Origin of the sequence: Exiguobacterium sp. UBA6309, from assembly GCF_002439205.1 — a bacterium.
Lineage (GTDB): Bacteria > Bacillota > Bacilli > Exiguobacteriales > Exiguobacteriaceae > Exiguobacterium_A.
In genome coordinates, this window is sequence record NZ_DJTL01000020.1 from 51896 (window position 1) to 70440 (window position 18545).

Consider the following 18545-nt stretch of genomic DNA (forward strand, 5'->3'; position numbering starts at 1 on the left):
AAGACTATACATTAAAAGGAGGAGACCGGTATGCATACACTTTATATGAAACAAAAAGCCTTCAGTTTGCGTGGACGATTTGCGATTCAGGACGAAGAGGGAAACGATGCGTATCACATTGAGGGGAGTTTTATGAAATTACCGAAGACCTTCACCGTAACGAATCAAAACGGAGAAGTCGTCGCTGAAATCGAGAAAAAAACGTTCAGTTTTCGTCCGGTCTTTTATGTCGAAGCAGCGGGACAATCGTTTGAAATCATCAAAGAGTTCACGTTCTTCAAAGACCGCTATACAATTAACTCGGATCAGTTCGAAGTCACAGGCGACTGGTGGGATGTCGATTTTGAAGTCCTGCAACAGGGACAACGGATTGGTCGCGTGCAGAAAAAGTGGATTTCTTGGACCGATCAGTACATGATCGAAGTCGAAGATGAAGCGATGGAAGAATTATTGATCGCCCTCGTCGTCGCGATTGATTGCGTCAAAGCGGAGGAAAGCTCGAATAACTCGTCTTTCATCAATTAAAAAGGGGAATGATGCAAGATGGAACAGTGGGATGTATACACAGCAGATCGCAAGAAAACAGGACGGCTCTGGACACGGGGAACGCCACATACAGCCGGCGATTATCATATGACGATTCACGTCTGTGTCTTTAACGCCAAGGGAGAGATGCTCGTCCAACAACGGCAACCGTTCAAATCTGGTTGGTCGAACATGTGGGATTTGACGGTCGGGGGCAGTGCGATCAGCGGGGATACGAGTCAGATGGCAGCGCAACGGGAACTGTCGGAAGAGCTTGGACTTGATATTGATTTCACGGGTGTCCGCCCCCATCTGACGATTCCATTTGAAATCGGTTTTGATGATTATTATCTCGTCGAACGGGAAGTGGATCTGACGACTTTGACACTGCAGGAAGAAGAAGTTCAGCGTGTCGCTTGGATGACAGAAGAAGCGATTGTCAACGGGATCGAAGAAGGATGGTTCATCGGTTATCATGAATCATTGATTCGACTGTTATTTGTCCTTCGCCATAGCTATGGTGCTCATAATGAAGTATAAAGACAGCCCTTCCGGTGATCCGGAAGGGCTTGTTGATTGATTAAGTAGATTTTCGAAGTTCCGCTTCATACATGAATCAAAAACCACTTAATTTTGTTATCAATTCGTTTAATATAAAGCCGTTTCGAAGGGAAGTAAAATAGGTAGTTCTTATGCTTTTTATAAATAAAAAAATAGATTCTATCGGTTCATATGCCTAAGATAAATAGAATTTCAAAAGGCTACTAAGTGTTCTATAATTGTTTGTTTTTGAATACGTGTCACCTTAAAAATATCCGGATTTTTGAGCTGGAAGCTTTCTTCGAATCCAAATGTTGGATCGATCGAATGCAAATATAAAGACAACAAATTCCCGTGTGTCATGAGAATGGATCCATCATGCTGTTGCAACGTTTCATCGACGACACGCGTGATGCGCTCAGTTGCTATTCGGCTAGATTCACCACCAGGACACGTATAGTTTGGATCGATGAACGTTTGTCGGAGGTGATCCTGCCAATTGTCAAGTGGAACAGCACTTAACTGTCGTTCTTTCAAAGCATCCTCCTGTGTAATGGGAAGTTTCAGGGCAGTCGCAAGTGGTTGAATCGAATCGAGCGCACGGCGATACGGACTCGAAATAAGATGCGTGATCGGAAGCTCAAGTAACTGTGTGGACAGTCTTCGTGCCTGTTCTTTTCCACGAGGTGTTAATAGGGCATCAGGTTCCTGACCGGTCGTTTCACAGTGGCGAATCAAGTAAATCGTCGACATGAATGTTTCATCCTTTCATGATCAAGTGGTGCTGTATGATTTCTGGAAAATATGGTAAAGTCCTTTTCATAGATTGAAAAATGATTTTGAAAAAGGCGTTGACAAATGCTGTTAAGATTACTAGAATTAGAAACAATTCATCGATGCAGCGACGCATCGGATAATCAAATAAAGAGAAAGCTATGATTGTCATGGGTCACACTATGGCAGGAGCAGCTTCTGGAGAGACCGTGTCGACACGGCGCCGAAGGGTTCACAATCTCAGGCAAACGGACAGAAGAGTAATCACATGCAGCGACGGGCATTCATGGAATGTCGTAGTGGTGTGTATGGGTTATTCCTTTGATTTTGTTGAGATTGGACATTCGTCCAGTCTCTTTTTTTCTTTTTCAGGACCGACAGAACGGTCTGAAGCGTAGAGAAACCATCACAAGGAGGAGTTCAGGTTTGGAACAGCAAGGATTAAAACGGGATTTATCGAATCGTCATGTACAGTTGATTGCCATTGGTGGAACGATCGGAACGGGTTTGTTTTTAGGATCAGGTAAAGCGATCCAACTCGCCGGACCATCGATCATTTTTGCCTACTTACTCGTCGGGATCGCAATCTTCTTCGTCATGCGCGCACTCGGGGAATTGTTATTGTCAAAAGCGGGTTATCAGTCTCTTACGGATATCGCAGAAGATTATCTCGGACCACGTGCCGCATTCGTGACCGGTTGGACGTACTGGTTCTGTTGGATCATGACAGCGATGGCGGACATCATCGCCGTCGGTGTATACGTCAAGTATTGGTTTGATATCCCGCAATGGATTCCAGCCGTTCTCGCTCTCTTGATTTTACTTGGCTTTAACTTATTGACTGTTAAATTGTTCGGTGAACTCGAGTTTTGGTTCGCCTTGATCAAGGTCGTGACGATCCTTGCCTTGATTGGTGTCGGAATCGTCCTGCTCGCAATCGGTTTTAAAACGGATGCGGGTCCCGTCACAGTGTCGAACCTCTGGTCACATGGCGGATGGATGCCAAACGGGATTTCTGGATTCCTGCTCTCGTTCCAAATGGTCGTCTTTGCCTATGTCGGCGTCGAGCTCGTTGGGGTATCCGCAGCGGAGACAGCGGATCCGAAGAAGAACATCCCGTCCGCGATCAATAAGATTCCGCTTCGGATCTTATTCTTCTATGTCGGTGCCTTACTCGTCCTCTTGATGATCAACCCATGGACAGGATTAAGTGCGACAGAAAGTCCGTTCGTCAAGACGTTCAGTCTGATCGGGATACCGCTCGCAGCAGGAATCATCAACTTCGTCGTACTGACATCAGCTGCTTCTGCGTGTAACAGCGGGATGTTCTCGACGAGTCGGATTCTGTATAACCTGGGAAATCAACAGCAAGCATCGAACAAGTTCTCGAAGTTGAATAAAAACCATGTCCCAGCAAACGCCTTGTTCGTTTCGACGATCGTCGTCTCGGTCGGTGCCTTGCTCAGTAAACTGTTACCAGGACAAGCGTTCAGTATCGTCACGACGATCAGTGCGATCTGCTTCATCTGGGTCTGGGGTGTCATCCTCGTCTGTCATCTCCGGTACAAAAAACAAAATCCGGAATTACATGCGGCGTCGACATTTAAAGCACCATTGACACCACTCGTCAATTACCTCGTGCTCGGATTGTTTGCCGTCATTCTCGTCGTCATGCTGTTTGCTGACGATACACGTCCAGCCTTGTTGCTGACACCGGTCTGGTTCCTCGGACTATTCGGACTGTATCATCTCCGGAAAAAGAAACAACAAGCAGCTGAACAAAAAAGTGCGTAAGCCAAAACAAGCCGGTCGGATCTAATCCGACCGGCTTGTTTCATGGTGTATCGAAAGCACCATCCTGTAGTTGTTTCCGAAGTGCTTTCGCTTTCTTTCGAATATCGCGTTTGCTGTCCGCATCGCGCTTTCCCCATTGCCGATACATCATCGACATCCGCGGATTGTCAGCAAAGCGCTTTTCGTGCCGGTCGATGAAGTCCCAGTACAAGGCGTTGAACGGACAGGCATCTTCGCCAAGCATGTCCTTTTGATGGAACGGACATCCCTTGCAATAATCACTCATCTTATGGATGTAATTTGCCGAAGCGATGTACGGTTTAGTCGATAACGTTCCCCCGTCGGCATGAAGCGCCATCCCGAGGACGTTCGGTAAAACGACCCAGTCGTAGGCATCGATGTACATCTCATTGAACCAGTCTGCTGTCTGTTGCGGCGAGATCGCAAACAGATTAGCGAAGTTTCCGAGCACCATCAAGCGTTGGATATGGTGATTATGCGCATGTTCGACGACGGGACGTAACGATTCAGCGACACAGTTCATGTTCGTTTTCCCGGTCCAAAAAAAGTCGGGTAGATCCGCTTCATGCCGTAGCGCATTGACGGAAGCATAGTCCGGCATCTCGGCTAGGTAGACGGCACGCATGTACTCGCGCCAGCCGAGGATTTGCCGAATGAAACCTTCGACCGCATTGAGCGGAGCATCTTGATCTTCAAGGGCTGCCTCGACTTGACGAATGACCTCTTCCGGTGTCAATAGACCGAGATTGATTGCTGCTGATAAGAGCGAATGCGATAACGTATCTTCGCCGGTCAGCATAGCGTCTTGATATGTCCCGAACGTCTCGAGTCGTTCTTCGATGAAGCGATGGAGAGCCTGCATCGCTTCCTTTCGCGTAACCGGCCAATGAAAGGAATCAAGTGCTCCTGGATGATCGGAAAAATCACGCTCGACCTTATCGATGACATCCCTTGTGATGTGATCGGGACGAAACTGAATTGGACCCTTAAACGTCGTCCCGGACTTCGCCGGTTTCCGGTTCTCGGCGTCAAACGACCACTTTCCACCGATCGGTTTAGAGCCGTTCATGAGAACGTTTCGTTCCTTGCGCAGTTTGCGATAAAAACGGTCCATCTTGTAGGGCTTGTCGCCGATTGCTTCGACCGCTTCTTCCTGTGTCAGTAAAAATAACGGTACGTCAGAACAGATATCGACTGTGATTTTCTTCGGTAAAGCGTCTTGCCACTTGTGCATCGCCTTTCGCATCGGTTCGTCCGTGATCGCCGTATAGAATACATGATCCGGATCATGATCTTTCCGGTGCGCCTTAAATGCCTGATCGAACGAATCAGCTTCCCGGTAATCGACGGTGAAGCCTTTTTCGCGCAGTTCTTCCGCAAAATGTCGCATCGCTGAGAAGACGAGGACAAGTTTTTGTTTATGGTACGTCTTCCACTTGGAGCGTGAGGTCGCTTCGACCATCAGGATGACGTCGTCTTGTTTGTTTGCTTCCTTCAATAAAGGGAGATCGTGATTCAATTGATTGCCGAATATCCAGCGTGTCGCCATGAGTGTTCCTCCTTTTACTTTCGTTATATGATTACCGTTTTTCGTCAAAGTCATGCCTGATTGTATGCCGGCTGACGAAAATCTTCTTACCTGAATCGTTGCTTTTACACATTTCTGAATGTAAAAGAAGTTCCTTTCTGTGCAAGCTATGATAGGGTTATAATGGAAAGGTAAGTTGTCGTCATGAGGGGGAAGTTTTTCATGACAGGTAGTCCATAATATCAACGGGGATAGGAAGGATATCATGAGCAGTATGCCTAAAAAAACAGACGTTATTTTAATTGGTGCCGGAGTCATGAGCGCGACGTTAGGGGTCTTATTAAAAGAACTCGCGCCTGAGATCAACATCAAGGTATTCGAGAAACTCGCGAGTGCCGGGGAAGAGAGCTCGAACGAGTGGAACAATGCAGGAACAGGTCACGCCGCATTATGCGAACTGAACTATACGACGGAAAATGCCGATGGTTCAATCGATATCAGTAAAGCGGTCAAAGTAAACGAACAGTTCCAACTGTCACGTCAATTCTGGTCGCATCTCGTCAAGGAAGGTGTCTTGCCGAATCCGAAAGAATTCATCATGCCGATTCCACATATGAGCATGGTCGAAGGAACAGAAAACGTCGAATTCCTGAAAAAACGATTGGAAGCGCTATCAGCGAATCCGTTGTTTGCAGGGATGGAATATTCAGAGGATCCAGCGAAATTAGCCGAGTGGATTCCACTCATCATGAACGGTCGGACGTCACCAGAGCCGATCGCTGCGACAAAAATCGATTCAGGAACGGACGTCAACTTTGGTGCGTTGACACGAATCCTGTTTGAATATCTCGCACAACACGATGTAGCGATCAACTATCAGCATGGTGTCGAGGATTTGAAGCGTGTTGATGGGGGTTGGGAAGTCAAAGTGAAGAATGAGCGCGATCACCGGATCGAGCATCATACGGCGCAGTTCGTCTTCATCGGAGGTGGCGGCGGTAGTCTACCGTTGCTCCAAAAAACAGGCATCGAGGAATCGAAGCAAATCGGTGGTTTCCCGGTCAGTGGTTTATTCCTCGTTTGTAAAAATCCTGAGATCATCGAACAGCACCATGCGAAAGTCTACGGAAAAGCGAAAGTCGGAGCACCGCCGATGTCAGTACCACACTTGGATACACGATACATCGATGGGAAGAAATCACTTCTCTTCGGACCGTTTGCTGGCTTCTCACCGAAGTTCCTTAAGACAGGATCAAATCTTGATTTGATCGCGTCCGTTAAACCGAACAACGTCTTGACGATGCTTGCTGCGGGAGCGAAAGAGATGGGATTGACGAAGTATCTGATCGAACAAGTCCTCTTGTCGACGGAGCAACGGATGAATGAATTACGGGAGTTCATCCCGAATGCGAAGACGGAAGACTGGGATGTCGTCGTCGCTGGTCAACGTGTCCAAGTCATCAAGGATACACCGCAAGGAAAAGGGACACTCCAGTTCGGAACAGAGGTTGTCAGCGCAGCCGACGGATCTGTTGCTGCTTTACTCGGGGCGTCTCCAGGTGCCTCAACAGCGGTTCCCGTCATGCTCGAAGTACTCGCGAAATGTTTCCCATCCGAACTACCGGCGTGGGAAGCAAAAATCAAGGAGATGATTCCGTCTTACGGCATCTCACTCGTTGAACATCCGGAGCTGTTCGAACAGATCCATTCCGAAACAGCTAAAACGCTTGAGCTTGAACAAGGTCAACCGATTCGCTAAACGAAAACCGTCCGACTCCACGAGGAGCCGGACGGTTTTTTGATTTAGCGGAAGTTACGGAAGAAACGTGTTTTCTTCAGTGCAATCCCGACTGGAATCGCAACGAGGATGCCGATGACGTTTTGTGTGATGTTTCCTGGAATTGAAGTGGCTGGTGCGACCCAGTTGCTGAACATAATCCCTTCATGCACGAAGTAGACGAGTAGCATGACAGGAACGGAAGCAATCATCCCGATCAAGTTGAATGTGACATTCGTTCCGTTACGACCACCTGACCACGCGATGTAACCAACGATCAATCCTTGAAGTCCACGTGCGATGATCGTACCAGGTGCCCAAATCGCATAACCCGTTAGAAGATCGAATAACCCCATTCCAACAGCACCGGCAATCAATGCTGTCCGTGGACCGAATAAAATCGCGATGAGAAAGAGCATTGCTGTTCCCATATGAATGAGACCACCGTTTAGTGCGATTGGTAATTGAATCTTGATTAACATCGTTGCGACAAGAACAAGTGCGATTGACATCGCAGTGATGACGAGCTGGCGGGTACGAGTGCTAGAATACGGTGCTGCTTTTTGCATGTGACTAACCTTCTTTATGATAGATTTTAAGATATCTTCAATCTATCAGATGCCTGGACTAGTCAAAAGTGTCAACTTTGAATTATTTATAGGGGTCAGATTTGAATACAAATCCTCATCTGTTTTTAATTCCAGAAGAATACGATCTATTGATACAGTTCAGAATGAAAAAATCTATAAAACAGTCGCTCTTTTCGAATGTACCCGTCATTTTTTTCATACAATGAACAGAGAAGGGAAGGGGAAGTCAATGAAATATCAGATCGCAACAGCTGTTGTCATACTTGCTTCATTATCATCACCAGTCATATCAGAGGCAAAGGACCAGACAACACAACATCAACGCTATTACGCAGCATACGAAAAAATCGTGCAAGAATTGAATCGGTCACATGAAAATGCGGACGTCACGTTGCTTGCAGCAGATCAATTCGCAGATGAGGATTGGGTGTCACCAAAACGTTTTCAGGAACGGGCACTCGAACGGTTGAAGCCGTTACGTGTCCAAACGAGCTTAGAGTGGGATAGTGAACGAACGCTTGAACGCACAGAACGTGGAAACGATGTCCGGATTATCGGGGATTTCGAGACAGAACTCTTGGAACAGAGTAAACGCCAACGATTATCCGATGTCTTTTCGATGACGTCTCTTGCGATCGATGGTGGAAAGTGGACGCAAACCGGATTCTCCGGTACTCCAATCGATGCTTTGCAAACGATGGTCGTAACGGTCAGTGGTACATACGCAAAGCAAGGCATCTTAACCAGACATCACATCACGAAAGAATATCATTGTTCATGGTACGGTGAAATCTACTATTGAAATACAAAAGAGCGAAACTCGTCTGAGTTCCGCTCTTTTCGTTTAATTCCGGATCAAGTGATCGAAAGCACCGAGTGCAGCTGTTGCACCAGATCCCATCGAGATGATGATCTGTTTATACGCGCTATCCGTGCAGTCTCCTGCTGCGAAAACGCCTGGTACGTTCGTTGCGCCGTGGCGATCGACTTGGACTTCACCGAACTTGTTACGGCTTACTGTTTCACCGAGCCAGTCCGTGTTCGGTACGAGACCGATCTGGACGAAGACACCCTCGAGCTCGACGTGACGTTCGACGTTCGTTTCGCGCTCGATGTACGTGATACCGTTCACTTTGTCCGTTCCTGTGATTTCCTTCGTCTGTGCGTTGACGACGACCGTGACATTCGGAAGCGAAGCGAGGCGTTCTTGAAGAACAGCGTCTGCTTTTAGTTCCGGTGCGAATTCAAGGACCGTGACATGCTTGACGATTCCCGCGAGATCGATGGCTGCTTCGATCCCTGAGTTTCCACCACCGATGACTGCGACACGTTTTCCTTCGAACAATGGACCGTCACAGTGTGGGCAGTAGGCAACGCCTTTGTTCTTGAATTCGAGTTCGCCTGGGACACCGACGTTACGCCAGCGTGCACCTGTCGAAAGGATTAAACTTTTCGTCTTCAAGACGGCACCATTCTCAAGCTCGAGCTCAAGGAGGTCCTTCTTCTCAAGGCGAGTTGCCCGCTGCAGGTTCATGACGTCGATGCCATATTCCTTGACGTGCTCCTCAAGACTTGCGACGAGTTTTGGTCCTTCCGTGTACTTCATGCTGATGAAGTTCTCGATGCTCATCGTATCCATGACTTGTCCACCGAAGCGTTCTGCGACGATTCCTGTCCGGATGCCTTTACGGGCTGCATAGATGGCAGCACTCGATCCAGCTGGACCACCACCGACGACGAGGACATCGTATGGATCTTTATCAGCGAAATCAGAAGCATCGGCACCTGTGCCAAGCTTCGCCAAGATTTCTTCAAGTGACATCCGTCCGTTACCGAACGCTTCGCCGTTGACGAAGACCGTCGGAACAGCCATGATCTCTTTTTGTTCGACTTCTGCCTTAAATGCCGCGCCATCAATCATCGTATGAGTGATGTTCGGGTTGAGGACGCTCATGACGTTCAACGCTTGTACGACATCCGGGCAGTTGTGGCAGCTCAAGCTGATGTACGACTCGAAGTGGTACGTTTCTTGAATGCCTTGAATCTGCTTGATGACGTCCGCGTCGACCTTCGGTGCTCGACCGCTGACTTGTAGCAGAGCGAGGACGAGGGACGTGAACTCATGACCGAGTGGAATTCCCGCGAACGTGATGCCGCTTGTCTCACCGACACGGTTGACTGTGAAACTTGGTGTCCGGGGAAGGCTTGCCTGCTCGACGGAGATGCGTGGTGTCATGCTTGCGATCTCTTCGACGAGTGCGCTCATCTCAAGCGAGACGGCGTCTGTCCCAGCACTAACGGCTAGGACGAGATCGCCTTCGAGAAGCTCGAGGTATTGCGCGAGTTGTGCTTTAATGTCTGGTGCTAAAGCCATCGCGAATCCGCTCCTTAAATTTTTCCGACGAGGTCAAGGCTTGGTGTGAGTGTTGCAGAGCCTTCTTCCCATTTCGCTGGGCAGACTTCGCCTGGATTGTTACGTACGTATTGTGCTGCTTTGATTTTGTTGACGAGCGTGCTTGCATCGCGACCGATACCGCCTGCATTGATTTCAACCGTTTGGATGACGCCGTCTGGGTCGATGATGAACGTACCGCGGTCAGCAAGACCATCTTGTTCGTTCAAGACTTCGAAGTTACGTGAGATGACGTGTGATGGGTCGCCGATCATGACGTACTCGATTTTACCAATTGTTTCTGACGTTTCGTGCCATGCTTTATGTGTGAAATGCGTATCTGTTGAAACAGAGTAAACTTCAACGTCAAGCGCTTTGAGTGTTGCGTATTGGTTTTGGAGATCTTCGAGTTCTGTCGGGCAAACGAATGTAAAGTCTGCAGGGTAGAAACATACGACACTCCATTTACCGCGAAGGTTGGCATCCGTTAGGTCAACGAATTCTCCGTTGTGGAATGCTGATGCACTGAATGGTTTTACTTCACTTCCGATTAAAGACATGATAAAAATCCTCCTCAAGGGTTCTATTTTTAGAATCTGTTCTAGTGCATACAGATAATCTGTATTTATCACACTAGAATAATTCTAATCTAATACTAATTTCATATAGACCAACACTTTTGTCAAGGTATAATCGGCAATTTCTTATTTCAGGAAAAATTGTGTGAACAAAAAATGAAATCCCGACTCCTAAATGAAACAGGAGTCGGGAGCTGTATTCTTTATTGCCAGTCCGTGTGGAAGATCCCTTCGCGGTCTGTTCGAGCATACGTATGCGCACCGAAATAATCGCGTTGGGCTTGCAACATGTTGGCATTCGAGTTTGCTGTCCGGTAGCTATCATAATACGTCAACGACGTCGATAGACATGGGAGCGCAAAACCAGATAGCGCACCCTCGGCAACGACGTGGCGTAACGATTCTTGATACGCCTGTACTTTCTCAGCGAAGAATGGGGCGAGCATTAAGTTCGAGAGGTTCGCGTCGTTTTTGAACGCTTCACTGATGACATTCAAGAAGTCGGCCCGGATGATACATCCACCACGGAAAATCAAGGCGATTTCTTCAAGGCGTAAGTTCCAGTCGTATAGTTCAGACGATGTCCGGTACTGGGTAAAGCCTTGCGCGTATGCGGCGACTTTCCCCATATAAAGCGCTTGACGAATCCGTTCGATCCACGCGTCCCGCTCAAGCGATGACAAGTCTTCAGGTCCCTTCAGAACAGCAGACGCTGCGACGCGTTCTTCTTTAACAGCTGAAAGGTAACGTGCGAACAAGGCTTCCGTGATGATTGAAGAGGCGATTCCATTATCAATTGCTTGCAGGCTCGTCCATTTTCCAGTTCCTTTTTGACCGGCTTGATCGAGAATGACATCGATCAACGGTTGCCCTGTCTCGTCATCGGTTTTTCGGAGAATGTCCGCTGTGATCTCAATCAGGTAACTTTTCAGTTCACCCGCGTTCCACTCAGCGAAGATGTCCGCGACTTCCGTGACGTCGAGTCCGAGACGGAAACGGAGGAAGCTATACGCTTCAGCGATCAGTTGCATGTCAGCGTACTCGATCCCGTTATGGACCATCTTGACGAAGTGACCAGCGCCCTTCGGACCGATATAGACACAACATGGATCGCCTTCGACATGAGCGGCGATCTTCGTCAAGATCGGTGCGACATGTTCGTAGGCTTCTTTCGATCCACCCGGCATGATCGCAGGACCGGTCCGTGCACCGACTTCACCACCCGATACACCGACGCCGATGTATTCGATGCCGTGTCGTTGGAGTTCGTCGAAGCGACGTTCCGTATCAAGGAAGTGGGAATTCCCACCATCCATGATGATGTCGCCTGTTTCGAGATGTGGAAGTAACGATTCGATGACTGAATCAATCGCGCTGCCGGCCGTGACCATCATGAAGATTTTACGCGGACGGGCGAGTGACTGTACGAATGCTTCGATATCGTAGTACGGATGAAGTGGTAATCCCTCATCGTGTGCGACGAGATCGTCCGTTAAATCACGTGTGTAGTTATAGATGGCGACTTCTTCTTGATGACTCGCCATATTCAGTGCTAAGTTGCGTCCCATGACGCCAAGCCCGATGACTCCGATAGAATGTTGCATAAGTAGAACGACTCCTTTTCTTAGACGACGAGGCTGAGGAGAAGAACGAACCCAAGTCCACAAACGGAAATGATCGTCTCAAGCACAGTCCATGTCGCAAACGTTTCTTTTAATGATAAACCGAAATATTCTTTAAACATCCAGAAGCCCGCATCATTGACGTGTGAAGCGATCAGACTACCCGCACCAGTCGCAAGGACGACGAGCGCTAAGTTGACGTCAGATTGCTCCAGTAACGGAATGACGAGACCTGCTGTCGAAAGGGCAGCGACTGTCGCAGAACCAAGTGAGATCCGGAGAATCGCAGCGATCAACCAAGCGAGCAGAATCGGAGATAACGCCGATCCTTCAAATAATTGTGCGACGAATGTACCGACGCCGCCGTCAATCAAGACTTGTTTGAAGGCACCGCCACCACCGATGATCAATAGCATCATCCCGATTTGGGCGATGGCCGTCGTACAAGATTCCATGACCGTTTGCATCGGAATCTTACGGGCGATCCCCATCGTGTAGACCGCGACGAGTAACGAAATCAACATCGCCGTCGAGGCGTTCCCGATGAACTCGATCGCCGAGATGACGCTACTCTCACCCAAGCCGAGTGTTTCTTGTAAAAGCGTGAAGATCGTTGCGACCGACATCAAGAGGACCGGTAGCATCGCCGTGAAGACACTGATACCGAAGCCTGGTGTCTCTTCTAAATCAAATTCTTTTTGTTCCCCGAGTGACGCGATGTTTCCTGTGCGTGTAAACGATTCAGGTACGAGTCGTTTCGCGATCTTCGTAAAAACAGGACCAGCGATGATGACTGTCGGAACAGCAACGATGAAACCATACAATAAGACTTCCCCGATATTGGCTTTATACTCCCCAGCGATGACGGTCGGACCCGGGTGAGGTGGTAAGAAGCCGTGCGTGACAGACAGTGCTGCGACCATTGGGATCCCGAGATATAGAATCGAGACACGAAGTTGACGTGAAATCGCAAAGACAATTGGAATCAACAAAACGAGTCCGACTTCGAAGAAGAGGGCGATCCCGATGATGAACGAAGCGACGACGACTGCCCACTGGATGTTCTTTTCCCCGAATCGGGCGACAAGCGTCATGGCGATTCGCTGCGCCCCCCCGGCGTCAGCAATCAGCTTTCCAAGCATGGCACCGAGACCAAAGATCAGTGCCAAGTGACCAAGCGTTCCTCCGATACCGGCTTCGATCGTCTTGACGATTTGATCGAGCGGCATGCCGAGTAGTAGTGCAACGCCAAAGGAAACGATGATGAGTGAGACGAACGTATTTAATTTCAACCCCATGATGAGAACGAGCAACGCGACGATCCCAATTCCTACGATGACTAAAGGCATGATGACTTCCCCCAAAAGATTAAGTTAGTTTTCTTCTTGAATCAAGCTCCGTTGATACGTAGCGATTCGTTTGTGATCTTCAGACAATGTCCGCGCTAGACTAATGAAAATTGGTAAGAGCTGACGATATTCATGCATCGCTTCTTCATTTGGTACATGGCGATGCGTTTCCCCGATCATCTCAGAGACGACTTCGAACGAATCGACTTCCCCTGTCGCATACAGTCCGAGAATACAAGCACCAAGACATGAACTTTCAAAACTTTCCGGAATGACGACTTCTGATTCAAAGATGTCCGCCATCATTTGGCGCCAGACTTCGGACCGGGCAAACCCACCGGTTGCCTGAATCCGCGTCACAGGACCATCCATGCATTCGACGAGTGCGAGGAAGACGGTATACAGATTGTAGATGACGCCTTCTAGTGCCGCCCGGATCATATGCTCTTTTTTGTGTGAGAGCGTCAAACCGAAGAATGAACCGCTGACGTCCGGATTCCATAGCGGTGCTCGTTCACCGGACAAGTAAGGATGGAACAACAGACCGTCGGACCCCGGGCGGACGCGTTCGGCAATCTTCGTCAGGACAGCATACGGATCGATGCCGAGGCGTTTTGCTGTCTCGACTTCTGCTGAAGCGAGTTCGTCTCGAATCCAACGTAAGACCATTCCACCGTTATTGACGGGGCCGCCGATGACCCAGTGGTCCTCGGTCAGTGCGTAACAGAACGTTCGTCCTTTTTCATCCGTCTGTGGACGATCAATGATCGTTCGGATGGCACCGCTCGTTCCGATCGTGATCGCGATTTCCCCTTTGCGAATCGCGTTGACACCTAAATTGGAGAGGACACCGTCACTGGCACCGACTAAGAACGGCGTATCGACGGATAGTCCCATTTGTCGTGCGTAATCAGTATTGAGTCCGGTACATGACGACGTCGTCGGTACGGGTTCCGATAAATAGCTTGCATCGATACCCGCGACATGCAATGCGCCCGTATCCCAACCTAATTCATGAATATTAAAGAGACCAGTTGCTGAAGCGAGAGAGTGGTCGATGACATATGTTCCGAACAGTCTTTGGAACACGAACTCCTTGATCCCGACATACTTTTTCGTTTGAGCGTGGAGCTCCGGACGATCTTCGACGAGCCAACTGATTTTGCTAAGCGGTGACATCGGATGAATCGGTGTCCCGGTCCGGTGATAGATCGAGAGACCATATTGTTCCTTAATCTTGTTCGACCATGCTTCACTCCGACTGTCCGCCCATGTGATGCAGGCAGTCAACGGTTGATGTTGTGCGTCCATCGCAATCAAACTGTGCATGGCACTACTGAACGCGACGAACTTCGGTGGCATGCTCGGATGACGTTTTGTGATCAAGCGGATGGATTCGAGTACGGCATCAAAAATTTCTTCCGGATCCTGTTCCGCCGTCGAACGGTTCGGTGTGTGGAGTGGGTAACCGACGTTCGTTTGTCCGATGACCTCTCCTTTTGTCGTAAATAAGACTGCTTTCGTACTCGTCGTTCCGATATCGACGCCTAACATGTATTCAGTCATGTGAATCGACTCCTTTCGACATCATTTGTTGCGTTTTCCAGAGATCTTCGACTTCCTGAACATCATCAAAGTTCTGATGTAAGGAAGTAACCATCCGTTCACGATCTCCTGTCTCGATCGCTTCGATATACAAGGCATGGTTCGCGAGGATGCGTTCGAAGTCTTCGATGTCTTCCTCGAATCGTACCCGCATCGATAGGAGGATGAAACTTTCCATGACTGGTTTGAGATTTTGCCAAATCATGCTGACATACCCATGATCAATCGAGCGGATGATTGTTTCATGAAACAGTACGTCTTGGAAAGAGAATTCATCAGCATCCTTATATTTGATAGCAACCTTCATCATTTCGAGAATTTTGCTGAGTTCACGGACGAGTTCTGCCCGTTCGACCTTAACAAGTCGCTCGAAGACGAACGTTTCGATGAGTAACCGGACATCATAGATCTCTTGAATGTCGCGCTCGGATAAACCGACGACGACCGCCCCCATTCGTTCGAGACGAATCAAATGTTCGGCTGCAAGGACCTTTAACGCGTCACGGACAGGTGAGCGACTGACTGAAAAATCAGAGGCTATTTTGTTTTCAGATAAGATGGTACCGCTTTCAATTTTTCCTGAAATGATCCGCATCCGTAGTTCGTACGCGACACGATCTCCGGCAGAAGCTTTTGACAACCACTTCAAGGGGTATAACAGTTCTGACATAAAATCACCTGATTTCTAGAGTGAGTATACTTGTATACAAGTTAGTATATACGTTTTTTTCTAAAATGCAAACGCTTTACTTAAATCTTAGAGATTCAACTGGACATCAGGAAATCGGTTCCAAATATGTTAGGGTGAAGGAGTAATCAATAACCAGAACGGGTAAGGAGGAGACAGTACATATGAACATTTTAGTTGTAGGTGCAGGAGCAGTCGGAGGTTATTTCGGGGGCCGTCTTGCTGAGCAAGGTGAACAGGTGACCTTTCTCGTCCGTCCGAAGCGATATGAACAATTACAAAAAACAGGTCTACAGATCACTAGTCCTCATGGCGATATCACGATCACGCCTCAGTTAGTGACACGAGACATGCGACCGGATCACGTATTTGATGTCGTTTTGCTTTCGACGAAAGCCTATCACTTAGATGATGTCTTAGAGGATCTTACGCCATTCGTTTCGAACGAGACGTATATCATTCCTTTATTGAATGGCATGCAACATATTCGTCGGTTAACAGAAGTCTTCGGAGAAGAGCGTGTACTGGGCGGTCTTTGCTTCATTGAATCAACACTTGATGCAGAAGGACGCATTTTACAGACGAGTCCGTCACATCGACTGTTGTTCGGCTCACGAACCGGTAAACCAACAGCTCGTTTGCAGGAGATCGCAACACGTTTTGCGAAAGCGAAGGCACCGATGGCGTACTCGATGCATATCATGGATGACATGTGGCAAAAGTATCTTTTCATTTCGACATTTGCGGGTGTGACGACGCTATTTCGTTCAGCGATCGGTTCGATTCGGGAAGAAGCTGTCGGGCGTCAGATGATTGTAGACGTCATGAACGAAGCGAAACAGGCGATGGAAGAACAGGGCGCTGTCTTCAATGACGATACAGAAACGGTGCTATTGAAGCAGATGCATGCGATGGAAGATACGATGAAATCGTCGATGTTGCGCGATATGGAAAAAGGTCAGCCAGTCGAAGTGGAACATTTTTTCAGTGCCTTGTTAGAACCTACTTCGACAGAACGGTTCAGAGCTTTAAAATTAGTCGAAGCAAACTTACGCATGTATCTTAGAACGATTAAATAGTTACATTTTTCTATTTTAGAAAAATAATGGGGTGATGCTAATGTTTCGTTTTGATGACGAAAGACCTGTTTCTCCTAGGAATCGTTGACTTTCGAAATAAAGTTAATCTATCCTTAATGAGATTGAAAAAAAGTGATAATATATTTTTCCGTATTTTTTTCTTAAAAGGACGAATGAAGCAGACGAGAGGGGAAGTTTATCCATTATGAAACGTATTATTATTCGTGCAGGTATGACACCATTCGAACAGTTCGATGCTCCTTATTTGATGAAACATAATTCCATTGGAGGAAACGTTGGAAATCTCATTTATCAATACAGTATCTTTCGGACATTGATGACAGAAGGAACGACGATTACACCGGACTATTACTATTATGATGAAGAACGGGCAGATGAGATCAATGCTAACTTCGATCTCTACGTCATTCCGTTAGCGGACGCATTCCGAAAAGAATTCGTACCGACATTGCGGAAGTACACACGCCTTATCAAGAAATTAAAAATTCCAGTCGTCGTCATCGGTGTAGGCTTACATGCACCGTTTGAACCAGATCTAGACGGCGGATTCCCGTTCGATGAAGATGTCAAAGCATTCGTCAGTGCTGTTCTTGAGCGCTCAAGCATGCTTGGTCTTCGTGGGGAAATCACGTCGAAATACTTGACGCGTCTCGGTTTCCGCGAAGGCATTGATCATCGTGTCATCGGATGTCCTTCGATGTACGCGTTTGGTCGCGACTTACATATTCGTGAAACGAACATTACGCCCGAGTCGATGATTACGGTCAACTCGTCACGTTTAGCACCACAAAATGTTCTTGATTTCATTACGCGCGGAATGGAAGAGTATCCGAATCATTACTTCATTCCCCAATGGATGAAGGAACTGAAATTGACGTATACAGGAACGCATCCGATCGCAGATTTGTCCGTGACGAACTATCCGGTGAAGATGTCGGATCCTGCTTACATGAACGATCGTGTTCGTTTCTTCTTGAACGCACAAACATGGTTCGATTTCATCGGGCAGGCAGACCTCAGTTTTGGTGCGCGCTTGCATGGAAATATCACAGCAACGCTTGCGGGTACGCCGAGTATCCTCATTCCAAAGGATGCACGAATGCGCGAACTAACGGATTATCATCAGTTGACGCATATTTGGGCGAACGACATCAAAGCGGATACACAATTATCCGACGTCGTAGCCAATGCTGATTTCCAAAGTCCGGCACGTGTTCAAGCACGTAACTTCGACAACTTCGTTGATTTCTTGAACGTGAATGATCTTGAACACATTTACCAAGAGACGAATTATCCTGAGAATGTGCCGTTTGACCGTCAAATGGCGCAAGCGGAACTACTTCCACCGGTTCAACCGATTTCTGGCGTGAGTCTCGAAGAAGCAGTCGCCCGTTTCGAACGGTTCTTCCCGGAACAAGAGAAGAAGATCGCGGATGCGCAAAAACAGGCAAAAGCGCAATTGGCCGAAAAAGATAAGAAAATCAAAGCATTGCAGAAACAGACAACGACGACTCAAAAAGATCAAGAAATTGCGGCACTCAAAGCACAACTTGCTGCTCAAACGAAGAAAATGAAGCATCAGCAAGGAACATTGAACCGGAAAGCGGTTCGGGCAGCCTTAAAAACAGCGGATTTATTTGCTAAAAAATAAAACGTTCTAAC

General features: G+C 47.9%; 16 protein-coding genes and 1 riboswitch. Of the genes, 7 read left to right on the forward strand and 9 right to left on the reverse strand.

Annotated elements, in window-relative coordinates:
* The first annotated feature begins 30 nt into the window (after window positions 1-30).
* Both B3M90_RS05755 and B3M90_RS05760 read left to right on the forward strand, forming a co-directional pair.
* Window positions 31-525: an LURP-one-related/scramblase family protein gene (locus B3M90_RS05755; RefSeq protein WP_290755982.1), complete on the forward strand. Its 495-nt coding sequence runs from the start codon at window positions 31-33 to the stop codon at window positions 523-525.
* 18 nt (window positions 526-543) lie between these two features.
* The gene (locus B3M90_RS05760; protein ID WP_290755984.1) at window positions 544-1065 is read left to right on the forward strand and encodes an NUDIX hydrolase; all 522 of its coding nucleotides are present in this window, start codon (window positions 544-546) and stop codon (window positions 1063-1065) included.
* Window positions 1066-1278: 213 nt separating this feature from the next.
* On the opposite strand, the gene B3M90_RS05765 is transcribed toward B3M90_RS05760, so the two are convergent.
* A complete protein-coding gene (locus tag B3M90_RS05765) occupies window positions 1279-1818 on the reverse strand; it encodes a histidine phosphatase family protein (RefSeq protein WP_290782933.1) in 540 nt (179 codons plus the stop codon).
* A 209-nt stretch (window positions 1819-2027) separates the two neighbouring features.
* Window positions 2028-2105, forward strand: a riboswitch (glycine riboswitch).
* A 160-nt stretch (window positions 2106-2265) separates the two neighbouring features.
* On the opposite strand from B3M90_RS05765, the gene B3M90_RS05770 reads away from it, so the two are divergent.
* Window positions 2266-3633, forward strand: a complete 1368-nt coding sequence (locus B3M90_RS05770; RefSeq protein WP_290782935.1) for an amino acid permease — start codon at window positions 2266-2268, stop codon at window positions 3631-3633.
* A 40-nt stretch (window positions 3634-3673) separates the two neighbouring features.
* Here B3M90_RS05770 and B3M90_RS05775 read toward each other — a convergent pair whose 3' ends face one another.
* Window positions 3674-5203: a cryptochrome/photolyase family protein gene (locus tag B3M90_RS05775; RefSeq protein ID WP_290782937.1), complete on the reverse strand. Its 1530-nt coding sequence runs from the start codon at window positions 5201-5203 to the stop codon at window positions 3674-3676.
* Between the two features lie 244 nt (window positions 5204-5447).
* Between B3M90_RS05775 and B3M90_RS05780 the strand changes: the two genes are divergently transcribed.
* Window positions 5448-6941, forward strand: a complete 1494-nt coding sequence (locus tag B3M90_RS05780) for a malate:quinone oxidoreductase (protein WP_290782938.1) — start codon at window positions 5448-5450, stop codon at window positions 6939-6941.
* A gap of 44 nt (window positions 6942-6985) precedes the next feature.
* Here the strand turns inward: B3M90_RS05780 and B3M90_RS05785 are convergent, their stop codons facing one another.
* Window positions 6986-7528, reverse strand: coding sequence for an ECF transporter S component (locus B3M90_RS05785; RefSeq protein WP_050678560.1), 543 nt, complete (start codon window positions 7526-7528; stop codon window positions 6986-6988).
* Window positions 7529-7778: 250 nt separating this feature from the next.
* On the opposite strand from B3M90_RS05785, the gene B3M90_RS05790 reads away from it, so the two are divergent.
* Window positions 7779-8351, forward strand: a complete 573-nt coding sequence (locus tag B3M90_RS05790; protein ID WP_290782940.1) for a hypothetical protein — start codon at window positions 7779-7781, stop codon at window positions 8349-8351.
* Between the two features lie 42 nt (window positions 8352-8393).
* Here the strand turns inward: B3M90_RS05790 and ahpF are convergent, their stop codons facing one another.
* From ahpF to B3M90_RS05820, 6 genes are all read right to left on the reverse strand, one after another.
* Window positions 8394-9923, reverse strand: coding sequence for an alkyl hydroperoxide reductase subunit F (gene ahpF, locus B3M90_RS05795; protein WP_290782942.1), 1530 nt, complete (start codon window positions 9921-9923; stop codon window positions 8394-8396).
* Window positions 9924-9937: 14 nt separating this feature from the next.
* On the reverse strand, window positions 9938-10501 hold the full coding sequence (ahpC, locus tag B3M90_RS05800; RefSeq protein ID WP_012371860.1) for an alkyl hydroperoxide reductase subunit C: 564 nt from the start codon (window positions 10499-10501) through the stop codon (window positions 9938-9940).
* 221 nt (window positions 10502-10722) lie between these two features.
* Entirely contained in the window at window positions 10723-12123 is a 1401-nt protein-coding gene (gene gnd / locus B3M90_RS05805) for a decarboxylating NADP(+)-dependent phosphogluconate dehydrogenase (RefSeq protein ID WP_290753718.1), read from the reverse strand.
* Between the two features lie 20 nt (window positions 12124-12143).
* Window positions 12144-13490 carry a GntP family permease gene (locus B3M90_RS05810; RefSeq protein WP_290782944.1) on the reverse strand — a complete coding sequence of 449 codons (1347 nt, stop codon included), beginning with the start codon at window positions 13488-13490 and terminating at the stop codon, window positions 12144-12146.
* A 24-nt stretch (window positions 13491-13514) separates the two neighbouring features.
* Window positions 13515-15056, reverse strand: a complete 1542-nt coding sequence (gene gntK / locus B3M90_RS05815) for a gluconokinase (protein WP_290782946.1) — start codon at window positions 15054-15056, stop codon at window positions 13515-13517.
* Window positions 15049-15765: a GntR family transcriptional regulator gene (locus B3M90_RS05820; RefSeq protein WP_290782948.1), complete on the reverse strand. Its 717-nt coding sequence runs from the start codon at window positions 15763-15765 to the stop codon at window positions 15049-15051. Before B3M90_RS05820 ends, gntK begins: the two co-directional genes overlap by 8 nt.
* A gap of 182 nt (window positions 15766-15947) precedes the next feature.
* Here B3M90_RS05820 and B3M90_RS05825 point away from each other — a divergent pair, with 182 nt between their 5' ends.
* The gene (locus B3M90_RS05825; protein ID WP_290782950.1) at window positions 15948-16862 is read left to right on the forward strand and encodes a ketopantoate reductase family protein; all 915 of its coding nucleotides are present in this window, start codon (window positions 15948-15950) and stop codon (window positions 16860-16862) included.
* A gap of 205 nt (window positions 16863-17067) precedes the next feature.
* Window positions 17068-18534, forward strand: coding sequence for a polysaccharide pyruvyl transferase family protein (locus B3M90_RS05830; RefSeq protein WP_290782952.1), 1467 nt, complete (start codon window positions 17068-17070; stop codon window positions 18532-18534).
* The last annotated feature ends 11 nt before the right edge of the window (window positions 18535-18545 follow it).